This is a genomic window from Acidovorax sp. GW823-FHT02H02 (assembly GCF_058797075.1).
In genome coordinates this window covers 103093-125781 of the sequence record NZ_JBXAJH010000005.1, presented here as the reverse complement: position 1 = coordinate 125781, position 22689 = coordinate 103093, and the positions used below count along the sequence as shown (strand labels likewise).

Below are 22689 nucleotides of genomic sequence, written 5' to 3'. Positions count from 1 at the left end.
CAGCCGCCAGGCCCCATAAGGGCCCACCGAATTGCGTGGGCATCCATGGGCTGCATGGTGGCCTTGCGCACGGAGGTTGCGCGTTTTCGCACGGCCAATTTCACCGCGCAGCACGGCACCGCCCCTTCGGGGGCAGAACACTAGCGTGCCGCCAGCCCGTCAAAACAGGTGCGCACCACCAGGTCGACGATTTCCGCGTCCGAATACTGGCCGCCTTCCTTGAGAAACCCCACCACGGGGTCGCATGCGCGGGCAAACAGGGTGTACAGCACCACCAGCGGCGGCAACGCAGGGTTGATGAGGCCTTGCGCCTGCGCCTCGGTGATCCATTGGCCAATCTGGTCGCTCACCGCCACCAGTCCGTCCAGATACTGCCTGCTCGCCATGAGCACCGCCCGCAGGCTGGAATTGCGGCTGGGCAGCAGCGGCATTTCGTTGGTGATCAGCCGCTCCAGCGACCAGCGCACCAGATCCTGCAGCTTGTCCTGGGGCGGCATTTCCGCGGGCAGGGTGTCCAGGTAGGCACGCACACGCCCCAGTATCTGGACCATGGCGGCGCAGCACAGGTCTTCCTTGCTGGCGAAGTGTTTGTAAAGGCTGGCCTTGGCGATGCCCACGGCATTGGCGACATCGTCCATCGTCATCACGTCGAAAGACTTTTCACCCAGCAGGCGGCAGGTGGCCTGCAGGATGGCGTCTTCACGCGCCTGGTGCATCTGTTCCTTGAAGGAAACCTTGGTTTTCGGCGTTGGCATGCCGACATCTTATACACACCGGTACAAAAAAATACTTTGGCAGTTGCATTGCAACCACATCGTTCATTTCTGCAACGAAACCCGACGCGCGCACCGCGTGCCAGCGCTTCGCTGGAGCAAACCCGCGCGGTCTCAGGGCACCAGTGCCTCGGTCGCAGCGTGGGTCAGGGCCGCCGTCAGGGCGTCAAGCAATTCCGATTCCAGGTTCCAGCAATGCCAGTACAGCTGGATGGGCAAGGCGCACCCCGGGGCCAGCTCCACCATCGAGCCGTCCGCCAAGGCGTCCCGTGCCAGCAACTCTGGCACCACGCCCACCGCCCAGCCTGCGGCCACAGCCCGCATCTGGCCCTCCGCGCTGGGCACGAAAAGGTGGTTGAGCGCCACCCGCTTGAGCCCGAATGCGCGCGCCACGAACTCCGAGGCCATGTCGTCCTTGCGGTTGAACGACAGAAACGACACATCGCGAAAATTGTGCGGCGTCAGTCCTTGCGGCAGGTACTTCCGGGCAAACGAAGCCGAAGCCACCGCCACATAGGGCATGGCCCCGAGCGGCACCATCTTGCAGCCGCGCAGCGCCTGCTTGAGCGTGGTGACACAGCCCAGCACCTGGCCGGAGCGCAGCCACTCCTGGGTGAAATCCTGGTCATCCACGATGATTTCCAGCGGCAGGCGCTGGCGCACCAGATCGTGCAGCGCGCCCATCGCCCAGGTGGCAATGCTGTCGGCGTTGATGGCAATCGAAATGCGCTCATCCTCGCGCGTGCCACCGGGCGTGCTGGGGGCGAGCTCCTGCAGATCGCGCTCCAGATCGGCGCGCAGCAGCCGCATCTGCTTGGTGTGCTTGAGCAGCAACTGCCCCGCCGAGGTCGGCCGCAGCGGCCGGCTGCGCACGATGAGCACCGAGCCCACCTGCGCCTCCAGCGCGCGCAGGCGCTGCGAAACCGCCGACTGCGTGACGTTCAGCCGCTGGGCGGCACGCTCGAAACCGCCCTCTTCCACGATGGCGGCAAGGCATTCCAGGGCGGCGGGATCGTAGGTACTCATGGTCTTCAACTCGCGCAAAAATGGGCCACTGTGCAGCGCAATTTATTAGATGCACTGATGTTTTTGGAGTAAGTTTAATTTTGCTTTTAGAGTAACGCAATGTCGCGCACACTGCGCCCATGAAAACCATCGTTCTTGGCGCCGGCATCATCGGCATCAGCACCGCCTGGCATCTGCTGGAGCGTGGACATGAAGTGACCGTGGTCGATCGCCAGCCCGACGCCGCGCTGGAAACCAGCTTCGCCAATGCAGCACAGATCTCGGTGAGTTACTGCGAGCCCTGGGCCAACCGCGCAGCACCGTGGAAGGCGCTCAAGTGGATGTTCGACAAGGAGGCCCCTCTGCTGTTTCGACCCCAGCTCGACTGGGAGCAATGGCGCTGGTGCCTGAAGTTCCTCGCCCAGTGCAACGACCACGCCTTTGAACGCAATGTGCAGCAGATCGTGGCCCTGGGCGCCTACAGCCATGCGGCGCTGAAGGACGTGGTACGCAGCACCGGCATCGAATACCACCGGCTCGAACGCGGCATCGCGCATTTCTATTCCGACCAGAAATCCTTGGACGAAGCAGGCCACGCCGTCGAGGTGATGCGCCAGTTCGGGGTGCAGCGCCGCCTGGTCAGCAAGGGCGAACTGCTGCAGATCGAACCGGCCTTCAAGGCCTACGGCGACCGCATCACCGGTGGCACCTACACCAGCACCGACGAAAGCGGCGACGCGCGCGTGTTCACGCAGCAACTGGCCCGCCGCTGTGCCGAGCGTGGCGCCAAGTTCTTGTATGGCCACGATGTGCTGCGACTGAACAAGATTGGCAATGCCATTGATTCAGTAGCTGTCATCGATCGCCAATCGGGCGCTGGCGGCAAGAAAGATTATCTGTTGAAGGGCGACGCCATCGTGGTGGCCTGCGGCTCCTACAGTGCGCCGCTGCTGCGCACCGTGGGTGTGGATCTGCCCATCTACCCCGGCAAGGGCTACAGCGCCACCTTCCCGCTGCTCAAGCCCGAGGGCGCGCCCATGGTCTCGACCATCGACGACGGCAAGAAGCTCGCCATGAGCCGCCTGGGCGATGTGCTGCGCGTGGCCGGCACCATCGAGCTGGGCGGGTTCGATCTGTCGCTCGACAGCCCCGTGGCCCGGGCGCGCTGCCACATGCTGTCGCGCCGCATCGAGGAGATCCTGCCCGGCGTGTGCGACACCCGCACACCCGAGCAGGGCGGCAATCCGCAGTACTGGACCGGCCTGCGCCCAGCCACCCCCACCAACATCCCCTTCATCGGCCGCACGCGCCTGGGCAAGCTGTGGGTGAATGCCGGCCATGGCACCCTGGGCTGGACACATGGCGCGGGCTCGGGCAAGGCCCTGGCAGAGCTAATCAGCGGCACTCAGCCCGCCATGGACTTCGGCTTTCTGGGTGCCGAGGCCGTGCCGCCACGGCGCGCCGCCTTCGCCGCCTGAAAGCCCTCAGTTCAGTGCAGCCGGCGCTGCTCGGCCAGAAAGTCGAGCAACGCCGCATCAAATCCGTCCGGGTCTTCGAGCTGCGGCCAGTGGCCGACATGCGCCAGGCTCTGGTGGCGCGCATCGGGCAGCACATGGGCCAGGGCCTGCAGGGCGGCGGGCGGCGTGCAGGGGTCCATGGCGCCACCCAGCAGCAAGGTGGGCATGGCCAGGCGTATGAAGGCCGTGGCATCGCGGTCAAACAAGGCCAGCAGCTGCAGCGCCCGCCGATAAGTCGCCGGGTACACCTGCGACAGCGCATGGCCCGCCAGCCGCACGCCCTCGGGCAAGGCCCCGCTGCCGATGAACCGGGGCACGAGGGCCTGGGCCAGCCGCTCCATCGACTGGCCGCCGTCCACCGCCTCCAGGGCCTGCAAACGTGGGCTCACCCAACGCTGCACCGCCTCGGCATCCAGGCCGGGGCCGCCCGAACACAGCACCAGCCGCCGCACCAGCGCGGGCTGGCGCAAGGCCACCTCGGCCGCCACCATGGCACCGAGCCCATGGCCCACCAGCGTGACCGGCCCGCACTGCAGCGCCGCCACCAGCGCCAGGCAGCTTTGCGCCAGGCCCTTGAAGGTGTACGGCTCAATGGGTGCGCTGTGGCCATAACCCGGCATGTCCCACGCCACGGCCCGATAGCCGGCAGTGGCCAGCCGCTCCACCTGGGGCGCAAACGTGAGGTGGCCGCCATCGGCATCGTGCAGCATGAGCACGGTGGGGCCTGCGCCCAGGGTGATGTAAGTGGGTAAACGTGCCATGCAATGTTCCGGAAAAGAGCCCCACGCCTGCGTGGCCGGGGGCGCCACACCATAATAGCCCTCCCCATCTCCACGGCCCCGTGCCCCCGTTTTTGTGAACAGTTCCCAGCAACCACCCGCCCTGGCCCGCCCGCCGAGTTTTTCTGCGCGCGAGTTTCGCGATGCGCTGGGCATGTTCGCCACCGGGGTGACCATCGTGACGGCCCGCAATGCAGCGGGCGAGTTCATCGGCCTGACCGCCAACTCGTTCAATTCGGTGTCGCTGGAGCCGCCCCTGGTGCTGTGGAGCCTGTCGCGCGCGGCGGCCTCGATGCCGGCCTTTGCCCACGGCTCCCACTACGCCATCAACGTGCTGGCAGCCGACCAGAAGGCCCTGGCCGAGCGCTTTGCCGCCCGCGGGATCGACCGCTTTGCCGGCGTGGAGCACCACCCCGGCATCAGCGGCGCGCCTTTGCTGGCGGGCGCCGTGGCCACGTTCGAGTGCTTCAACCGCAGCCGCTACGACGAAGGCGACCATGTGATTTTTGTCGGCGAGGTCGAGCGCTGCCAGCACCAGGAAGGCCTGTCGCCCCTGCTCTACCACGGCGGGCGCTTCTACACCGAGCATCCCCTCTAGCGGCACAGCCCATGGACAGCACACTGCAGCTGCACAGCGTGAACGTGGGTACGGCCCAGCCCGTGCGCATCGGCGAACGCCGCATTCTCACCGCCATCGGCAAATCCGCCACACCCGGCCCTGTTGCCGTGGGCCCGCTGGGCCTGGCCGGTGACGAGCAGGCCGACCTGAGCGTGCACGGTGGCCTGGCCAAGGCGGTGTATGCCTACCCGGCGGTGCACTACGCCTTCTGGCAGGTCCAGCGGCGCGAGCGGGGCATCAGCCCACTGGATGAAACATTGCCACCGGGCTTCCTGGGTGAGAACCTCACGGTGAGCAGCCTGCTGGAGCACGAGGTGTTCGTGGGCGACCGCCTGCACTTCCCGGATTGCGTGCTGCGCGTGACGGCGCCGCGCGAGCCTTGCTACAAGTTCGCCGCGGTGATGGGGTTTGCCCAGGCGGGCCGTGCCATGGCGTTGGCGGGCTGCTGCGGCTACTACCTGGCGGTGGAGCAGCCGGGCAGCCTGGCCGCAGGCCAGACCGCCACGCTGGTGCCGGGCCAGCGTGGCCTGAGCATCGCCCAGGCCTTTGCCGGGAAGTGGGCGAAGCACCGGCACTGAACCGTGCCTTCCGCCGCCAGCGCCAGCGCCAGCGCGGGTTTCCTGTTATTTTGAGAGCCCCAGCGCATGCGCATATTGCGCTGTAGGCCTATCACACCCAATCAGCGTACCGCCTCGGGCAGCTCGATCTTCACTTCGAGAACTTCCAGATTGTCCTGGCGTTCCAGGTGCACCCTGAGGTCCTCGGGGCTGATCTTCACGTATTTCGAGATCACCGCCACCAGTTCGCGCTGCAGCGCGGGCAGGTAGTCGGGCTCGGCAGCATTGCGGCCGCTGCGCTCGTGCGCCAGGATGATCTGCAGGCGCTCTTTGGCGACGCTGGCGGTCTTCTTCTTTTCGCCGAGCAGGAAGGAGAGGAAAGAAGCCATGGCTTATTTGCTCCCGAACAGGCGTTTGAAGAAGCCGGGCTTTTCCGCCTCGATGAAACGCAGCGGCTTGTCGGTGACACCCAGAAAACGGTCGATCACGTCCTTGTAGGCCTCGGACACATCGGTGCCCTGCGCATGGATGGCGGGCGTGCCCTGGTTGGACGACTGCAGCACCACTTCGGACTCGGGGATCACGCCGATGAGCTTGATGCGCAGGATGTCCTGGATGTCCTCCAGGCTCAGCATCTGGCCGTCTTCGACCCGGCTGGGGTTGTAACGCGTGATGAGCAGGTGCTCCTTGATGGGCTCGCCGCCTTCGATGGCACGCTTGGTCTTGCTGCCCAGCATGCCGAGGATGCGGTCGGAATCGCGCACCGAAGACACCTCGGGGTTGGTCACCAGCAGCGCCTCGTCGGCAAAGTGCATGGCCATCAGCGCGCCGCTTTCGATACCGGCGGGCGAGTCGCAGATGATGTATTCAAAGCCCATGCCGGCCAGGTCGGTCAGGATCTTGCCGACGCCCTCTTGCGTGAGCGCATCCTTGTCGCGCGTCTGGCTGGCAGCCAGCACGAACAGGTTGTCGCACTGCTTGTCCTTGATGAGGGCCTGGTGGAGATTGGCCTCGCCCTGGATCACGTTGATCAGGTCATACACCACACGCCGCTCGCAACCCATGATGAGGTCCAGGTTGCGCAGGCCGACGTCAAAGTCGATCACGGCGGTCTTGTGGCCGCGCAGGGCGAGGCCGGTGGCAAAGCTGGCACTGGTGGTGGTCTTGCCCACGCCACCCTTGCCGGAGGTCACGACGACGATTTTGGCCATGTGTGCTGATTCTCTGTGGGAGTTGATATGAATGAAAAAGACTCTCAGGCTCTCAGGCCAGCGGCTCGATGAGGAGCTTCTCGCCGTCGAGCCGCACCTGGGCCGGCTTGCCCGCCACATTGGCGGGCAGCGCGGTCTCGGTGGTGCGGTAGATGCCCGCGATGGAGACGAGCTGCGGCTCCAGGCAGGTCGAGAAAATGCGGGCCTCGGTGTTGCCGCGCGCACCGGCAATGGCACGGCCGCGCAGCGGGGCATAGACATGGATGTTGCCGTCGGCAATGACTTCGGCGCCAAAGCTCACCACGGCCATCACCACCAGGTCGGCACCGCGCGCATAGACCTGCTGGCCCGAACGCAGTGGCTTGTCGACCACCACGGTGCCGGGGCCGGCCATGGGCACCTCACGCACGACTTCGACCTCATGCACCACCTCGCGGATGACCTCGCGCACTTCGGGCGCTGGCGCTTCGGCGCGGGCCTGCGGGGCATCGGGTGCAGCGGCCAGGCCCACAGCGCGCGCAGCCTCCATCTGGGCCACGCTGCCGCCGCGCACGGCCACCGGCAAGGTGCTATGGCGGCGCAACTGGGCCGTGATGGCGGCAAAGTCGATGGGTTCGGGCGCCTCGCGCACGGGGCCCAGGTCGATCAGCACCGGATCGTTGTCGAAAAAACCGGGGGCATCGGCCACGCGCTCGGCCAGGTCGGCGGCAAACTGTGCGGCGTCGGTGGTCTTGAGCACCACGGCCACTACGGGCAGCGAGGCGCTTTTGAGGTCAAAGCTGGTGCGGGCTTGCGCCGCCATTTCAAGGGCCATGGAGGGATTGCAGGATGAAAGGCTTGCCACCTGGCGCCGGGCAGGCGCGCCACAGGGGGGCCAAAAAGGCAAAGTGTACTGTGCAGCACCCCGCGAAAGCGTAACGTCCCGTGCATACCGCCTCCATGGTGGAGCTCACGCGGCCATGGCGGCAGGCGGGCGCTGCAGTGCCGGCAGCGCAGCGCCCGGGCAGGAGATCAGAGTTTCGGAATGCGGATGCGGCTGATCATCAGCGAACCCGACAGCGCAAACAGCAGCACCAGCGGGTGCAGCGTGAAGCCGCCAATCAGCACCTGGCCGAACCACAGATGTTCGCGCACCGCCCCCATGTAGGCGGCCAGGGCCAGCAGGCCCACCAGCACGATGGAGGTGGGGATGGGCGTGCCCTCGAAGTATTTCACCTTGCCATCGTCGCCCGACAGCGTTTCGGCCGTGACGTTGTAGCGCGCCAGGCGCGACACCCCGCAGGCCACGAAGTAGGCCAGCACGATGCGGTCGTACAGCCCCTGCATGCCGCAGCCATAGGCAATGATGGCGGGCGCCACGCCGAACGAGATCACGTCGGCCAGCGAATCGAGCTCGCGGCCCATGGCCGAGCTTTTCTGGCGCCAGCGCGCGATGCGGCCGTCCAGCACATCAAAGATCAGCGCGGCCAGCACCAGGGCGCAGGCAAAGTAGATGTGCACCACCTCGCCGGTCTCCAGGTACGACATCACCGAGAACAGGGCGCCCACGCCGCAGACTGCGTTGCCCAGCGTGAACCAGTCCGCCAGATGGAACTCGCGGATCATGGAGAAGCGTTTGGGCGCTGGCGGGGTCGGCATGGGCGGGGCTCCAGGGTGCGGCACGGCGCGGAAAGTCCATTATGCAGGCGCCCTGCGGGTGCCGTCGCCCCCATGCTCAGGCGGCGGTCGCCTCGCGCTGGCGCTGCGACTGCCCATCGCCTTCCTGCGCCATGCGCACGGCGGCGGCAAACGCCGGCAGCGTCCAGCCGGCACCCAGCAGCAGCATGCGCACCGGCAGGGCCTCGCGCCGGGACGCGCTCACAGCGCGGCCCAGGTACACCAGCCGCTTGTTGCGCAGATCCACGTAGCCCCAGGCGTGGCGGTGCATGAGCGAGCGCCACAGTGCATGCGCCCCGCTGGACTGGCGCGCGCCCGACACCAGGCAGGTGCCGGCACCCAGCGCCCAGCCGTACACCGCCGTGGCCAGGCCCCGGCGCTGGTAGGCCGGGGCGTACTTGGAGTGGGGGGCGCGCACATGCGGGTCGGTGTGGCGGTCCACCTCGATCAGGCGGTTGAACACGGTGTAGCCCGCCAGACGGCGCTCCAGCCGGTCTTCCACATAGACATACCACTCGCCGTCGGCCTCGCGGCGGTGCATGGCGAAGCGCGGGTCCGGCAGCGGCTCCATGGCCAGGCCGCAGAGCCGGTCGCCCGGCGTGTACAGGCGCCGGTGCAGGGTGTCGAGTTCCTGCTCCAGGGCGCCTGCGGCGGGCGGGTCGACATCGATACGCAGCTCCATGGCGCGGCGCCACCAGGCGCGCAGATCGGGCCAAGGTCCGGACAGAACAGAGGGGAAATTGGGCAGCACGAGGTCCATCGTCAAGAACTCCAGCGGTGTGGCCGCCATGGCCATGGCACCGCTGCGCCAGGCGGCGCACCGGTGCCCTACAGACAAAGGGGAGGGTTGGGATGTGCCGGGGCCCGTGGGGCGGTGTGCGCGCGGCGCCGCGCCAGGGGCTTGCGCCAGCCCCTTGCACGCGGGGCCGGCGCGGTATCAGCTGCGGGCCTGGAACCCGTAGAGCGCGCGCAGGGTGGGCGACTGGTCCACGGGCGCACACGCCCGCGCCGCTGTGGACAGCAGAGGTGCGGGGACGAAGTGGCCAAGCATGGAGGTGCGTTCAGGAAAAAACGCGCCCATGGTAGCCCCGAACCCATATCGCACGGGCGCGGTGCGGAATGCCCTGCGCAACGGAGGGCAGGGCAAAGCCGCTTCATACGGTCTTGCATTCAAGCGGATAACCAGGCGGGAAGCCGCAGACAGTGCTCTAGCACGGCAAGGCGAACCAACCATCGTTTACGCTTGAAGGCAAAACCGTCTCAGTCGAGCGTGATGCCCGTGGACTTCACCACGCCGGCCCAGCGCTGCAGTTCCTTGCCGATGTAGCTGCGGTACTCCTCCGGAGTCGAGCCCAGCGGCTCTGCGCCCTGCACCGCCAGCTTGGTGCGCACCTCGTCGCTTTGCAGCGCCTTGTTGATCTCGGTGTTCAGGCGCTGCACCACGGCGTCTGGCGTCTTGGCGGGCACCATCACGCCCTGCCAGGCCCCCGCCTCAAAGCCGGGCATGACGGTTTCCGCCAGCGTGGGCACGGCGGGGTACAGGGACATGCGCTTGGCGGTGGTGACCGCCAGCAATTTCAGGCGCTTGTCGTTCACGAAGGGCATCACCGAGTTGATGGTGTCGGTCATGAACTGGATCTGGCCCGCCACCAGGTCCACGTCGGCCGGCGCGCTGCCGCGGTACGAGACATGCGTGGCCTTGATGCCCTGGTGCTGGGTGAACTGGTAGGCCGCCAGATGGGTCACGTTGCCATTGCCGGCCGAGCCATAGGAGAGCTTGTCGGGATTGGCCTTGGCGTACTCGACGAATTCGCGCACGGTGTTGGCGGGAATGCTGGGGTGCACCACCAGGGCCAAAGGCACCACGGCCGTAAGGGCCACGGGTGCCAGGTCTTTCTGCACGTCGTAGCTCAGGTTCTTGTACAGGGCCGGGCTCAGGGTGATGGACGAGGTGTTGTAGAGCACGGTGTAGCCGTCGGCGGCCGCCTTGCTGACCAGGGCGCCACCAATGTTGCCGTTGGCCCCGGGCTTGTTGTCCACCACCACCGACTGCCCCATCTGCTCGCCCAGCTTCTGCGCCAGCACCCGCGCCACCTGGTCGGTGGGGCCACCCGGCGGGAAGGGCACCACCAGGGTGATGGGCTTGCTGGGGTAGCTTTGCGCCTGGGCGAGGCCCATGGGGGCCAGGGCCGCCACGCCGGCCGCGCAGCCGAGCAAAGCCAGACTCCAACGGCGCCTCTTGTGCGGCTGCAGGGTGGTGGTCGAATCGATTCTTGTCATGGTGCTTGTCTCCTGGGTTGTTATGGGGGGAAATCGGCTCAAACACGCCCGGCCAGCAGGCGGGTGGCGGTGTAGGTCATGACCATCACGCCCTGGTGATTGAAAACATCGATGCGCGAGGTCACCACGGCGCGGCCGCTCCTGGACGTGGGGCGGATCTCCGCCACCTCCACTACCGCCTCGATGGTGTCGCCCACCAATACGGGCGCCAGGATCTTCTGGTGCAGCTCCAGCATGGCCAGGCCCGTGCCCTGGATCATGGTCTGCAGGATGAAGCCCTCGATGAGCGCATAGGTCAGCGCCCCCGGCACGGGCCGCCCGGCCATGGCGCCGCCCTCGTAGCCGTCTTCGATGAAGATCGCCTCCAGCATGCCGGTGACGCCGATGAAGCTGACCAGGTCGGTCTCGGTGACTGTGCGCCGGAAGGTTCGAAAGCGCTGTCCCACCTGCAGGTCCTGCCACACAAAGCCCTGGCCGAGGCGGGGCAAGCTGCGGTCCACGCCTGCGGGCGCCGCTGGGGTGTTTTGAGGGACGGGCGTGTTTTGAGCTTGCATGTCGGTGGTCCTTTTCAAGCAGCGGGGGCGATGGCAGCGCGCGCGCCCAGCAGGGCCTCGATCTGCGCGGCGCCGAGCCCGGCCTGCGCCAGCAGCTCCCGGGTGTGTTCGCCCAGCCGCGGCGGCATGGTGATGGCGGGGCGCTGCCCGTCAAAGCGCACCGGCACGCCCGGAAAGCGCAATTCCCCCAGGGCCGGGTCGGCCACCGTTTCAAAGAATGCGGTGGCCACCAGGTGCGGGTCCTGCGGCAAGTCCTGCAGCCGGGCCACGGGCGCGGCCGGGATTTCCAGCCGTTCGCAGGTGGCGACCCAGTGGGCCGTGGTGTGGCGCTCGGTGAAGCCCGAGGCAATTTCCAGCAGCTCGGCGATGTGGCGCGTGCGGCTGGCGATGTCGACAAAGCGCGCATCGCGCGCGAGCTCCGGCGCCCCCACTTCGGTGAAGAAGCGCTGCCAGTGCAGATTGGTGTACGGCATCATGGCCACGGCCCCGTCGGCCGTGCGGTAGGGCCGGCGCCAGGGCGCCAGCACGCGCGGGTAACCGGGGGCCGACAGCGGCGGCTCGAAATGCTGGCCGTAGTAGTGCTCGACCAGGTTGAAGCCCACCATGGACTCGAACATGGGGATTTCCACCAACGCGCCCTCGCCCGTGCGCTCGCGCTGCCACAGCGCCGCCAGGATGGCATGCGCCGCCACATGGGCGCAGGTCTTGTCGGCGGCAATCGTGGGCAGGTAGCGCATCTCGCCGCCCTGCCGCTCCATCAGATCGGCCAGCCCCGACATGCCCTGGATCACATCGTCATACGCCGGTTTTCCGGCGTAGGGCCCGGGCAGGAAGCCCACCAGGCTGGCGTACACCAGGCGCGGAAAACGCTGGCGCAGCGCTTCGGGCGCCAGGCCCAGGGCGGCCAGTTTTTGCGGCCGCATGCTGTGCATCAGCACATCGGCGGTGGCAATCAGGGCGGTCAGCGCTTCCTGGGCGCCGGCCTGCTTGAGGTCCAGCGCCACGCTTTTCTTGCTGCGGTTGGAGCCGAGGAACATGGCCGCCATGCCCGGCTCTTTCGTGGGGCCGGTGTGGCGGGTCGAGTCGCCCTCGGGGGACTCGACCTTGATCACCTCGGCACCGTAGTCGGCCAGGATCTGGCTGGCCAGGGGACCAAAAATCACACTGGACAGATCCAGGATGCGCAGGCCCTGCAGCGGCTTCATCGTGCGATCTCCGTGGCGCTTTACTGAAACTTCGGCGCGCGTTTTTCGATGAAGGCGGTCACCGCCTCGCGGTGGTCGGCCGTCTTGTGGGCAATGGCCTGGTAGCCCGCCGAGATTTCCAGCAGCGAAGCCAGCGAGGCGCTCTGCCCTTCGCGCAGCAGGCGCTTGGTCATGCGCATCACGGCACCGGGGTTGGCCGCGATCTTGGCGGCCAGCGCGCGGGCGGTGGGCAACAGCTGGTCGGCCGGCACCACGCGGCTCACCAGGCCGCAGGCCAGCGCCTCCTGCGCGCTAATGGCCTCGCCGGTGAAGGCCATTTCAGAGGCCTTGGCCATGCCCACCGCGCGCGGCAGCAGCCAGGCGCCGCCGTCGCCGGGCACGATGCCCACGCGCACGAAGCTCTCGGCAAAGGTGGCGGTTTCGCTGGCGATGCGGATGTCGCACATGCAGGTCAGGTCCAGCCCCGCGCCGATGGCCGGGCCGTTGACGGCGCAGATCACCGGCACATCGAGCTGGACCAGCGCATTGGGAATCTGCTGGATGCCCTGGCGGTACTCCTCACGGATCAGATCGGGCGTGAGGGCGTCGCCAAAAAAGCGCTGCATGTCCTTGACGTTGCCGCCCGAGCTGAAGATGGGCCCGGCGCCGGTGAGGATGAGCACCTTCACGCTGGCGTCCTTGCGCACGGTGTCGCACAGCTGCACGAACTCCTGCACCGCCGTGTTGCCGGTGAGCGCATTGCGCGTCTCGGGCTGGTTCATCGTGGCGGTGAGGATGCCGCCGTCGCGTTCGATGGTCAGAAAGGTCATGGTATCTCCGTTGTCAAAATAGGCGCTGCCAGCGCTGGTCATTGCTTGACTTCAATGCAAAAGACCTGGAATCCATTGGTGATCGAACGCTGGCAGCTATTGTTTTCGAAGCGCCTTCAAGGCGCCGTTTCCACGTCGGTGATGCGCCGCACGATGTCCAGGGTCAGGCCGTGGTGCGCCAGCAGGGCCTCGCCCGCCACGCCGTGCCAGTAGGCCTCGCTGCCCGCCGTCTGGCGCCAGGCATGCAGGCGGCGGGTGAACAGCTGCAGGTCGTATTCGGCGGTGAAGCCGATCGCGCCATGGATGGCGTGCGCCAGCTCCGACACCACCAGCGCCGCCTCGCTGCAGCGCGCCTTGGCCGTGGCGACGCGCAGGCGGTCGGGTATCACGCCGGCGCCGCTGCAGCCCAGCTGCGCCGCCATGCGCGCGGCAAACACGTGCTCGCTCATCACCGCCAGCTGGTGCTGGATGGCCTGGAACTTGCCGATGGGGCGGCCAAACTGCTGGCGCTCGTTGGCGTACTGCAGCGTGCGGTCGAACACGGCCTTCAGTGCGCCGGCCATCTGCGCGGCCACCACGGCGGCCTGCAGGGTGCGCACGTCGAGTGCGGCATCCACCGCCACCACGGGTGCGGCCTGTACCTGGCCTGCAGACCAAGCCAGCGCGGCATCCAGCGCCAGCGCCTGGGGCGTGACGTGCGCGCCGGTCACGGGCAGCAGATGCCAGGCACCACCGGCCTGCACCAGCACCGATGCCGCCACCGCACCGCAGCGCACCAGCGCGCAGCGCAGGCCCCCGTCCTGCAGCCGCTCGCCGCGCGCCAGCGTGATGCTGCCAGCGGGACGCGCCACGCCGGCCTGGGCCAGCAGCGCGCGCGCCACCAGGGTGTCGCCCAGCGGCAGCGGCAGCGCATGCGTGCCGCATTGCTCCAGCACGCCAAACACCTGGGTCAGACCCAGGCCGGCGCCGCCGTCGGCCTCGCTCAGCAGCGCATCGGCCAGGCCGGTGGCCTCCAACTGCTCCCACAGAGCCGCCGCGGCGGGCGCGCCACGGCCACCGGACTCCATGGCCCGCACCACCTGCGGAGTGCATTGGTCCGCCAGCACATCGCGGGCGGCGTCGGCAAACATGTCGTTGTTGTTCGTGGTCATGTGTCTCTCCCAATCACCGCAAGCCCAGGCCGCGGGCGATCATTCCGCGCAGGATGTCGCGCGTGCCGCCGCGCAGCGAGAACGAAGGCGAGGCCTCCGTCACGTACTTGAGGGTCATCAGCAGCTCGACCGGCACCTCCTCGGCATCGCGTGAAAACAGGTCGTCGGCGATGGCCGCGGGAATCATCTGCTCCAGCGTGGTGCCCAGCTCCTTGACCAGTGCGGCCTCGACGATGGGGCTGGCGCCCTGGGTGAGCTTTTCCTGCACCGACACCGACATGGCGCGCAGCGGCGCAAGCTGCGTGAGCACCTTGCCCGCCAGCTGCCGCGCCGATTCGCTGCGGCCCTGGGGCGTGCGCACGTAGTCGAGCCACTGGTCGAACAGCACGATGGAGGAGAACAGGCGCTCGGGCCCGCTGCGCTCGAACGCCAGCTCGGCCGTGACCTGCTCCCAGCCCTGGCCTTCGGCGCCGATGAGGGCGTCGGCGCCGAGCTGCACGTTGTCGAAGAACACCTCGCAGAAGTGGCTGTCGCCCGAGAGGTCCTCGATGGGTCGCACGGTGACACCCGGCAGCGACAGATCGACGATGACCTGCGACAGCCCCTTGTGGCGGTCTTCGGTGCTGCCCGAGGTGCGCACCAGCGCAATCATGTACTGGCAGTGGTGGGCATTGGTGGTCCAGATCTTCTGGCCGTTGAGCAGGAAGCCCTGTGCGTTCGGCACGGCGCGCGTCTTCACGCTGGCCAGGTCCGAGCCCGCGTTGGGCTCGCTCATGCCGATGCAGAAAAACGCCTCGCCGCGGCACACGCGCGGGATGTAGAACTGCTTTTGCGCCTCGGTGCCGTATTTCAGGATCAGCGGCGCGCTCTGGCGGTCGGCGATCCAGTGCGAGCCCACGGGCGCGCCGCAGGCCAGGAACTCCTCGACCAGCACGTAGCGCGTGAAGGCGCTGCGCCCGCCGCCGCCGTATTGCGTGGGCAGCGTGATGCCCAGCCAGCCCTTTTGCCCGAGCTGGCGGCTCAGCTCGCTGCTGTAGCCGCCCCAGGAGCGCGCGCGGATATGTGCGGGCAGGTCCTGGATGGCCTGCTGCAGGAAGGCGCGCACCTCGGCGCGCAGCGCCTCGTCTTCGGCGGGAATGCGCGTGAGCGCCAGTGAATCCAGAGTGCTCATCCCAAAACTCCGTGGTCTTTGTAGGTCTGCAATTGCGTGGGCGTCAGGCCCTGGCGGCGGATCAGCACCGCGTCGGTGTGCCGGCCCGGCTGCGGGGCGGGGCGTTCGCTCATTGCAGCGGCACCTTGGCCTGGGTCACGATGCGCTTCCACAGGGTGATCTCGTTCTTCTGGAACTCGTGCATCTGCGCGGGGCCGCCGGTCATGGCAGTGGCGCCGATGCGCTCATAGAAGTCCCGGGTTTCCTCCATCCTGGAGATGGCGGTGAACAGCTCGGCCAGTTTGGCGGTTTCGGCGGCGGGCGTCTTGGCGCTGACCATGGCCCCCACCCAGGTGTAGGCCTCGAAGCCCGGCAGCCCCGCTTCCGCGGCGGTGGGCACCTCTGGCGCGGCGGCCACGCGCTTGTCGGAGGCCACGGCCAGCACCTTCACGCGGCCGCCCTTGGCCAGCTCCTGCACGGCAGTCACTTCGGCAAAGGTGTAGTCCACGGTGCCGGAGGCCACGGCGGTCATGGTTTCGCCAGCGCCCTTGAAGGGCACATGCACGGTGCGGATCTGGGCCTTGTCGTTGAGCAGTTCGCCCATCAGCTGGTAGCCGGCCGAACCCGCACCGAAGTTCACCTTGCCGGGGCTGGCCTTGGCATGGGCGATCAGGCCCTGGAGGTCGCTGTAGGGCGCCTTGGGCATGGTGGCGATCATGGCGGGCGAGCGCATCATCATGGTGAGCGGCGAGAAGTCCTTCACCGGGTCGTAGGGCAGCTCCTTGAACAGCGCGGCGTTCACGGCCAGGGTGGAGTTGCTGCCGATGAACACGGTATAGCCGTCGGCCGGCGCGGAGAGCACCTGCTTGACGGCAATGAAGCCGTTGGCGCCGGGCTTGTTTTCCACCACCACGGGCTGGCCCGTGAGATCGCCCAGCTTGCGTGCGAAATAGCGTGCCGAGGTGTCGGTGCCGCTACCGGGGCCGAAGGGCACGACGAACTTGATGGCCTTGGAGGGGAATGCCTGGGCTTGCACGGCGGGGGCCAGGGCGGTAGCGGCCAATGCCAGCAAGGCGCCGGCCACGGTTCTACGGGATTGCGTCACGGTGTCTCCTCGTCGAATATGTTGTGGGTGCCCGCTCCTGTGGCGGGCCCTGCGCAACACTGTAGAAGCCGGTGCTCATGCTGTCTAATATTAAAAATTCACAAACTGATATTTATTAGGTATCAAATGAACCTGCGCCAGCTGCGCCAGTTCGTCGCCCTGGCGGAAACCGGCAACTTCCACCGCGCGGCCGAGCTGCTGCACATCGCCCAGCCGCCGCTGTCGGTGTCGGTGCGCAAGCTGGAGGAAGAACTGGGCAGCCGACTCTTTGAGCGCCACAGCACGGGGGTGCGCCTGACGCCCGAGGGCGAGGCCATGCTGCCCGACGCGCGCCTGGCGCTGTTCCATGCAGAGCGCTGCCGGCAGGCCGTGGCCGACGCGCGCGAGGGCCTGGGCGGGGTGCTGCGCCTGGGCATCATCGGCTCGGCCACCTATGCGCTGCTGCCGCAGCTGATCCCGTCGTTGCGGGCGCGCTACCCGCAGATGGAGCTGGAACTGTCGGAGGGCACCTCGGCAGAAATCCTCGATGGGCTGCTGGCACGCCGCTTTGATGCGGGGTTTGTGCGCTATCCGGTGCTGCATCCCGAGCCGTTCGCGCTTTTGCCCATGGACCGCGACGATTTCGTGCTGGCCGTGTCCGCGAACAGCCGGCTGGCACAGCGCGACGCCATCGCGCTGTCGGATGCGGCCGGGGAGCCCTTCATCATGTACCCGCAAGACAAGGTGCCCGGCCTCTCGGCCCTGGCGCTGCTGCGCTGCCAGCTCTCTGGCTTTTCACCGCGCGTGGCGCAAGAGGCCATGCAGGTGCAGACCATCATGAGCCTGGTGGCCGCTGGCCTGGGCGTGGGCCTGGTGGCGGGCGTGGCCCGCCTGGTGGTGCCGCCGGGCGTGAAATGCCTGGCACTCACCGACACCCCGGCGGGCTTTCGGGTGGGCATCGCGCTGGCGCGGCGCGCGGGCGAGACCAGCCGGCTGGTGGAGCGCTTCACCGAACATGCGATGGGCTTTTCCACCGTGCCGCGCCGCGCGCAGGATATGGGTCAAAACAGGCTGTAGCGCTTATCCATAAAGCGCTTGCAGCGATTGTTCATGCAGCACTCTCGGCCGCGTGGCGTGCGGCAAAGTCCACGTACCAGGCAAGGCAGCCCGGGTTGGCCATGGCGTCCTTGTTGACCACCTTCTCGATGGGCTGGCCCAGCAGCAGTTTCTTGATGGGCAGCTCCTGCTTCTTGCCGCTCAGGGTGCGCGGCACCTCGGCCACGGCAACGATGGCGTCGGGCACAAAGCGCGGGCTCAAGCTGATGCGGATGGCGGCACTGATGCGATCGCGCAGGGCATCATCGAGCGTGCTGCCGGGGCGCAGCACCACGAACAGCGGCATGTAGCTGTCGCGGCCCAGGTATTCCAGGTCCACCACCAGGCTGTCGAGCACTTCGGGCAGGGCCTCGACCGCGCTGTAGATCTCGCTCGTGCCCATGCGCAGGCCGTGGCGGTTGATGGTGGCGTCGGAGCGGCCATAGATGATGCAGCCGCCGTGACTGCCGATCCTGAGCCAGTCGCCATGGCGCCACACCGCGCCCATGCTGGCCGGGCCATCGCCGCCACCGGGCTGGCGGCCGTGGCCGGCGGGGTACATGTCGAAGTAGCTCGACAGATACCGGCTACCGTCCTTGTCGCCCCACAGGTACAAAGGCATCGACGGAATCGGCTGTGTGCACACCAGCTCGCCCACCTCGTCCATCACCGGCACGCCCTCTGCGTTCCAGGACTCCACCGCCGCGCCCAGCATGCGGCATTGCATTTCGCCAGGCACCTGCGGCAGCTCCCGGTGGCCGCCGATGAAGGCGCCACAGAAATCGGTGCCGCCCGAGATGTTGTTCCACCAGACGCCGGGCTGCGGCTCCATGCCTGCCTGCGCAGGCGTGGACAGCCCGGCGGTGGCGGGCGTCTCGACCGCCCGGCGCCTGATGTCTCGGAACTGCGCCGTGCCCCACTGCTGCACCTCGGGCGAGAGTGGCGAGCCGGTGGTGCCCAGCGCGCGGATGCGGGTCAAGTCGCCACAGTCACGGAGCGTGATGTCCGCCTTCATGCAGTTGGCATAGAAGGCCGCGCCCGCGCCAAAGTAGGTGATGCCGGTCTCGGCGGCAAAGCGCCAGAGCCGGCCCCAGTCGGGCTGCTCCTTGCTGCCACCGGGGTTGCCGTCAAAGATGACGCAGGTGGTGCCCGAGAGCAGGCCTGCCATCTGCGCATTCCACATCACCCAGCCGGTGGAGCTGTACCAGTGGTAGCGCTCGCCCAGGCTGTTGGGTGCGTAGCTGCAGCCCACGTCGTTGTGCAGCGCGCCGAGCTGCAGCGCCACCAGCAGCATGCCGCCGTGGCCGTGCACGATGGGCTTGGGCAAGCCCGTGGTGCCGCTCGAATAGACCACCCACAGCGGGTGGTCGAATGGCAGCCACAGTGGTTCGAAAGCCGCTGTTTCCGCATCATTTCTGACGGTCGCACCTCTCCAGTCTGCGCAATCAGCGACTGCAACCGTGGCATTCAGTTTGCCCAGCAGCAGCGTGTGCCGCACGCTGGGCAGGGCCGCGCGCAGCTCAGCCAGCACGGCCAGGCGGTCGAGGTCGCGGCCGCCGTAGGTCACGCCGTCCACGGCGATCAGCACCTTGGGCTCGATCTGCCGGAAGCGGTCGAGCACGGCATGCGTGCCCATGTCGGGCGCGCAGATGCTCCACACGCCGCCAATGCTCACCGTGGCCAGACAGGCCACCATGGCCTCGGGCACGTTGGGCAGGTAGGCGGCAACCCTGTCGCCGGGCTGCACGCCCTGGGCCTTCAGGTGCAGCGCCAGCGACGCCACCTGGCGGCGCAGCTCGGGCCAGGACAGTTCGCGGTGCTGGCCTTTTTCGTTGCGGCTGATGATGGCCGGCTGGCCGGCAGCGTGGGCCGCATCGGCATGGCGCAGCACCTGGCGGGCGTAGTTGACCTGCGCGCCGGGAAACCACTGCGCACCCGGCATGGTGTTTTTGGCCAGTACGGCGGTGTGCGGTGTCGGCGACTGGAGATCGAAATAGTCCCAGATGCTTTGCCAGAACGCATCCAGGTCGGTGGTGGACCAGCGCCACAGGGCGTCGTAGTCGGCAAACTGCAGGCCGCGCTGTTCGCGCAGCCAGTTCTGGTACAGGCGTATCTGGGGCAGGTAGGGGGGATGCATGGCGGCAAGCGTAGAGCGCCCGGGCCGCGCAGCGCCACGGGGTTTTACCGCGTGCCCAGTCGCTGGCGCGACACGCGGAAAACCGCGCCCGCAGCGCTTGCACCACGCCCAAATCCCCTACGATGCGCGACATCAGTTCACAACGGAGAAAAATCCATGGGCTTCATGACCTGGAGGGAGAAAAGCGCCGACGCGCTACAACAAGGCGGCGTGATCGCACCCGATGAGCGCCTGCCCTGGCCGCAAACGGGCGCCATGGGCGTGCAGCACGTCATTGCGATGTTCGGCGCGACGGTACTGGCGCCCATCCTCATGGGGTTCGACCCCAACCTGGCCATTTTGATGAGCGGTATCGGCACGCTGATCTTCTTCCTCGTCACCGGCGGCAAGGTGCCCAGCTACCTGGGTTCGAGCTTCGCCTTCATCGGCGTGGTGATTGCCGCCACTTCGTACGCAGGCAAGGGGTCCAACGCCAACATCGGCCTGGCGCTGGGCGGCATCATCGCCTGCGGCCTGCTCTACACCGCGATTGGGGCCATCGTGCAGATCGTGGGCACGGGCTGGATCGAGCGCTTCATGCCGCCCGTGGTGACAGGCTCGGTGGTGGCGGTGATCGGCCTGAACCTGGCCGGCATTCCCATCAAGAACATGGCCGCCAGCAACTTCGACAGCTGGATGCAGGTGGTCACCTTCGTCAGCGTCGGCCTGGTGGCGGTGCTCACGCGCGGCATGGTGCAGCGCCTGCTGATCCTGGTGGGCCTGGTCGTGGCCAGCATCATCTACGCCGTGCTGACCAATGGCCTGGGCCTGGGCAAGCCACTCGATCTGTCGGCCGTGCTGGCCGCGCCCTGGGTCGGCCTGCCCAACTTTGCGGCCCCGGTGTTCAGCGCGCCGGCCATGCTGCTGATCGCGCCGGTGGTCATCATCCTGGTGGCCGAGAACCTGGGCCACATCAAAGCCGTGACGGCCATGACGGGCAAGAACCTCGACCAGTACATGGGCCGCGCCTTCATCGGCGATGGCATCGCCACCATGGTCAGCGGCGCGGCCGGCGGTACCGGGGTGACCACCTACGCAGAAAACATCGGCGTGATGGCAGCCACCAAGATCTATTCCACCGCCGTGTTCCTGGTGGCGGCGCTGATCGCCGTCGTGCTGGGCTTCAGCCCCAAGTTCGGTGCCGTGATCCAGGCGATTCCGTTGCCGGTGATGGGGGGCGTGTCCATCGTGGTGTTCGGCCTGATCGCCGTGGCGGGTGCCAAGATCTGGGTGGACAACAAGGTCGATTTTTCACAGAACAAGAACCTCATCGTGGCCGCCATCACGCTCATCCTGGGCACGGGCGACTTCACGCTCAAGTTCGGCCAGTTCGCGCTGGGCGGCATCGGCACCGCCACCTTTGGCGCCATCTTGCTGTACGCGCTGCTCAACCGCAAAGGCGGATGAGCGCCGGCCGTTGATACGGGTAAACCCTTAGCGTTTCGCCCGGCCCGGCTAAAATCCGCAGGTTGACCCGGCGCACCCGGTGCGCCGGTGCCCATCCACCGTTGCGGAGTTTTCCCCCATGTCCCTGGCCGATCGGGTACGCCACCCTGCCTTTCTTCAACACGTCATGTCGGCCGAAGCGGCGGCGGCGCTCATTCCCAGCGGCGCCAATGTCGGCATGAGCGGTTTCACCGGCGCGGGTTACCCCAAGGCCGTTCCCCAGGCCATTGCCACCCGTGCCAAGGCCGAGCATGCCGCCGGCAAACCCTACAAGATCAACGTCTGGACAGGCGCCTCGACCGCCCCCGAACTCGATGGTGCCCTGGCCGCAGCCGATGCCCTGGGACAGCGCCTGCCCTTCAACACCGATCCGACCTGCCGCGCCAAGATCAACGCGGGCGAGATCGACTTCATCGACATGCACCTGTCGCACGTCGCACAGCACGCATGGTTTGGATTTCTCGGTCCCATGCATGTTGCCGTGATCGAAGTGCTGGGCGTCACGGCCGACGGCCTGCTGATCCCCTCCACAGCCGTGGGCAACAACAAGACCTGGCTGGAGGTTGCCGACCAGGTGATCCTGGAGGTCAACACCAAGACTTCGGCCCGGATGGAAGGCATGCACGACATCTACTACGGCACGGCCATTCCGCCGCGCCGCGTGCCCATCAACATGACCCATGCGGACGACCGCATCGGCCAGCCCTACCTGCGCGTGGACCCGGCCAAGGTGATTGCGGTGGTCGAGACCCACCAGGGCGACCGCGACAACGTGTTTGCCACGCCGGACGAGAACTCCAACAAGATTGCCAGCTACATCATCGACTTTCTCGCGCACGAGATGAAGATGGGCCGCCTGCCCAAGGAAATGCTGCCCATCCAGTCGGGCGTGGGCAACGTGGCCAACGCGGTGCTGGCCGGCCTGCTGCACGGGCCTTTCGAGAACCTGCTGGGCTTCACCGAAGTGCTGCAGGACGGCATGCTGGACCTGCTGCGGGCGGGCAAGATGGGCAAGGCCTCCGCCACGGCGATATCGCTGAGCCGCAGCGCCTACGAGGATTTCGAGAAGAACATCGACTTCTACCGCGAGCGCATCATCCTGCGCCCCCAGGAAATCTCCAACCACCCCGAGCTGGTGCGCCGCCTGGGCATCATCGCCATGAACTCGATGATCGAGGCCGACATCTACGGCAACATCAACTCCACCCACCTGATGGGCACGGGCATGATGAACGGCATCGGCGGTTCGGGCGACTTTGCGCGCAACGGCTACCTGTCGTTCTTCGTCACGCCCTCGGTGGCCAAGCACGGCGCCATCAGCTGCATCGTGCCCATGGTCTCGCATGTGGACCACACCGAGCACGACACGCAGATCATCGTCACCGAACAGGGCCTGGCCGACCTGCGCGGCCTGGCGCCGCGCCAGCGCGCCCAGGTCATCATCGACCGCTGCGCGCACCCCGATTTCCGCCCGCAGCTGCAGGACTACTTCGACCGCGCGCGCCAGCAGGGGCCACAGCACACGCCGCACATCCTGGGCGAAGCACTGTCCTGGCATGAGCGTTTCGTGAAAACCGGCGACATGCGCCCGGCCTGACCGGGCGGCGCGGTGGCGACACCCG

The 22689-nt window shown here is 67.3% G+C and carries 22 protein-coding genes; 6 read left to right on the top strand and 16 right to left on the bottom strand.

Features of this window, described 5'->3' with window-relative positions:
* Positions 1-140: 140 nt before the first annotated feature.
* Complete coding sequence (locus AC1RDS_RS07480) at positions 141-755, bottom strand: TetR/AcrR family transcriptional regulator (RefSeq protein ID WP_092697330.1); 615 nt, start codon at positions 753-755, stop codon at positions 141-143.
* A gap of 132 nt (positions 756-887) precedes the next feature.
* The gene (locus AC1RDS_RS07475) at positions 888-1799 is read right to left on the bottom strand and encodes a LysR family transcriptional regulator ArgP (protein ID WP_092697329.1); all 912 of its coding nucleotides are present in this window, start codon (positions 1797-1799) and stop codon (positions 888-890) included.
* 119 nt (positions 1800-1918) lie between these two features.
* Here AC1RDS_RS07475 and AC1RDS_RS07470 point away from each other — a divergent pair, with 119 nt between their 5' ends.
* Entirely contained in the window at positions 1919-3256 is a 1338-nt protein-coding gene (locus tag AC1RDS_RS07470) for a D-amino acid dehydrogenase (protein WP_287878227.1), read from the top strand.
* Between the two features lie 11 nt (positions 3257-3267).
* Here the strand turns inward: AC1RDS_RS07470 and AC1RDS_RS07465 are convergent, their stop codons facing one another.
* Complete coding sequence (locus tag AC1RDS_RS07465; protein WP_287878229.1) at positions 3268-4056, bottom strand: alpha/beta fold hydrolase; 789 nt, start codon at positions 4054-4056, stop codon at positions 3268-3270.
* 172 nt (positions 4057-4228) lie between these two features.
* On the opposite strand from AC1RDS_RS07465, the gene AC1RDS_RS07460 reads away from it, so the two are divergent.
* Both AC1RDS_RS07460 and AC1RDS_RS07455 read left to right on the top strand, forming a co-directional pair.
* Positions 4229-4672 (top strand): flavin reductase family protein, encoded by a 444-nt coding sequence (locus AC1RDS_RS07460; protein WP_287878323.1) that lies wholly within the window; start codon positions 4229-4231, stop codon positions 4670-4672.
* A gap of 11 nt (positions 4673-4683) precedes the next feature.
* Positions 4684-5271: an MOSC domain-containing protein gene (locus AC1RDS_RS07455; RefSeq protein ID WP_287878232.1), complete on the top strand. Its 588-nt coding sequence runs from the start codon at positions 4684-4686 to the stop codon at positions 5269-5271.
* Between the two features lie 101 nt (positions 5272-5372).
* Here the strand turns inward: AC1RDS_RS07455 and minE are convergent, their stop codons facing one another.
* The 12 genes from minE to AC1RDS_RS07395 form a co-directional block, all read right to left on the bottom strand.
* Positions 5373-5639 (bottom strand): cell division topological specificity factor MinE, encoded by a 267-nt coding sequence (minE, locus tag AC1RDS_RS07450; protein ID WP_092697325.1) that lies wholly within the window; start codon positions 5637-5639, stop codon positions 5373-5375.
* A 3-nt stretch (positions 5640-5642) separates the two neighbouring features.
* Positions 5643-6461, bottom strand: a complete 819-nt coding sequence (gene minD / locus AC1RDS_RS07445) for a septum site-determining protein MinD (RefSeq protein WP_092697324.1) — start codon at positions 6459-6461, stop codon at positions 5643-5645.
* 52 nt (positions 6462-6513) lie between these two features.
* Entirely contained in the window at positions 6514-7275 is a 762-nt protein-coding gene (gene minC / locus AC1RDS_RS07440) for a septum site-determining protein MinC (RefSeq protein WP_092697323.1), read from the bottom strand.
* A gap of 197 nt (positions 7276-7472) precedes the next feature.
* A complete protein-coding gene (pssA, locus tag AC1RDS_RS07435; RefSeq protein WP_092697322.1) occupies positions 7473-8099 on the bottom strand; it encodes a CDP-diacylglycerol--serine O-phosphatidyltransferase in 627 nt (208 codons plus the stop codon).
* A 76-nt stretch (positions 8100-8175) separates the two neighbouring features.
* A complete protein-coding gene (locus AC1RDS_RS07430) occupies positions 8176-8913 on the bottom strand; it encodes an N-acetyltransferase (RefSeq protein WP_348682797.1) in 738 nt (245 codons plus the stop codon).
* A gap of 464 nt (positions 8914-9377) precedes the next feature.
* The gene (locus tag AC1RDS_RS07425) at positions 9378-10397 is read right to left on the bottom strand and encodes a Bug family tripartite tricarboxylate transporter substrate binding protein (RefSeq protein ID WP_431603981.1); all 1020 of its coding nucleotides are present in this window, start codon (positions 10395-10397) and stop codon (positions 9378-9380) included.
* A 38-nt stretch (positions 10398-10435) separates the two neighbouring features.
* Complete coding sequence (locus AC1RDS_RS07420; protein WP_244273619.1) at positions 10436-10951, bottom strand: MaoC family dehydratase; 516 nt, start codon at positions 10949-10951, stop codon at positions 10436-10438.
* Between the two features lie 14 nt (positions 10952-10965).
* Positions 10966-12156, bottom strand: a complete 1191-nt coding sequence (locus AC1RDS_RS07415) for a CaiB/BaiF CoA transferase family protein (protein WP_348682796.1) — start codon at positions 12154-12156, stop codon at positions 10966-10968.
* A gap of 20 nt (positions 12157-12176) precedes the next feature.
* A complete protein-coding gene (locus tag AC1RDS_RS07410) occupies positions 12177-12965 on the bottom strand; it encodes a crotonase/enoyl-CoA hydratase family protein (protein WP_348682795.1) in 789 nt (262 codons plus the stop codon).
* A 116-nt stretch (positions 12966-13081) separates the two neighbouring features.
* Positions 13082-14116: an acyl-CoA dehydrogenase family protein gene (locus AC1RDS_RS07405; protein ID WP_092697318.1), complete on the bottom strand. Its 1035-nt coding sequence runs from the start codon at positions 14114-14116 to the stop codon at positions 13082-13084.
* A gap of 13 nt (positions 14117-14129) precedes the next feature.
* Positions 14130-15287: an acyl-CoA dehydrogenase family protein gene (locus AC1RDS_RS07400; protein ID WP_092697317.1), complete on the bottom strand. Its 1158-nt coding sequence runs from the start codon at positions 15285-15287 to the stop codon at positions 14130-14132.
* Positions 15288-15396: 109 nt separating this feature from the next.
* A complete protein-coding gene (locus AC1RDS_RS07395) occupies positions 15397-16371 on the bottom strand; it encodes a Bug family tripartite tricarboxylate transporter substrate binding protein (protein ID WP_092697316.1) in 975 nt (324 codons plus the stop codon).
* 126 nt (positions 16372-16497) lie between these two features.
* Here AC1RDS_RS07395 and AC1RDS_RS07390 point away from each other — a divergent pair, with 126 nt between their 5' ends.
* Positions 16498-17427, top strand: a complete 930-nt coding sequence (locus AC1RDS_RS07390; protein ID WP_092697315.1) for a LysR family transcriptional regulator — start codon at positions 16498-16500, stop codon at positions 17425-17427.
* Positions 17428-17458: 31 nt separating this feature from the next.
* On the opposite strand, the gene AC1RDS_RS07385 is transcribed toward AC1RDS_RS07390, so the two are convergent.
* On the bottom strand, positions 17459-19582 hold the full coding sequence (locus AC1RDS_RS07385; protein ID WP_348682794.1) for an acetoacetate--CoA ligase: 2124 nt from the start codon (positions 19580-19582) through the stop codon (positions 17459-17461).
* A 156-nt stretch (positions 19583-19738) separates the two neighbouring features.
* Here AC1RDS_RS07385 and AC1RDS_RS07380 point away from each other — a divergent pair, with 156 nt between their 5' ends.
* On the top strand, positions 19739-21028 hold the full coding sequence (locus tag AC1RDS_RS07380; protein ID WP_287878254.1) for a solute carrier family 23 protein: 1290 nt from the start codon (positions 19739-19741) through the stop codon (positions 21026-21028).
* Between the two features lie 118 nt (positions 21029-21146).
* A complete protein-coding gene (scpC, locus tag AC1RDS_RS07375) occupies positions 21147-22664 on the top strand; it encodes a succinyl-CoA:acetate CoA-transferase ScpC (RefSeq protein WP_287878257.1) in 1518 nt (505 codons plus the stop codon).
* The last annotated feature ends 25 nt before the right edge of the window (positions 22665-22689 follow it).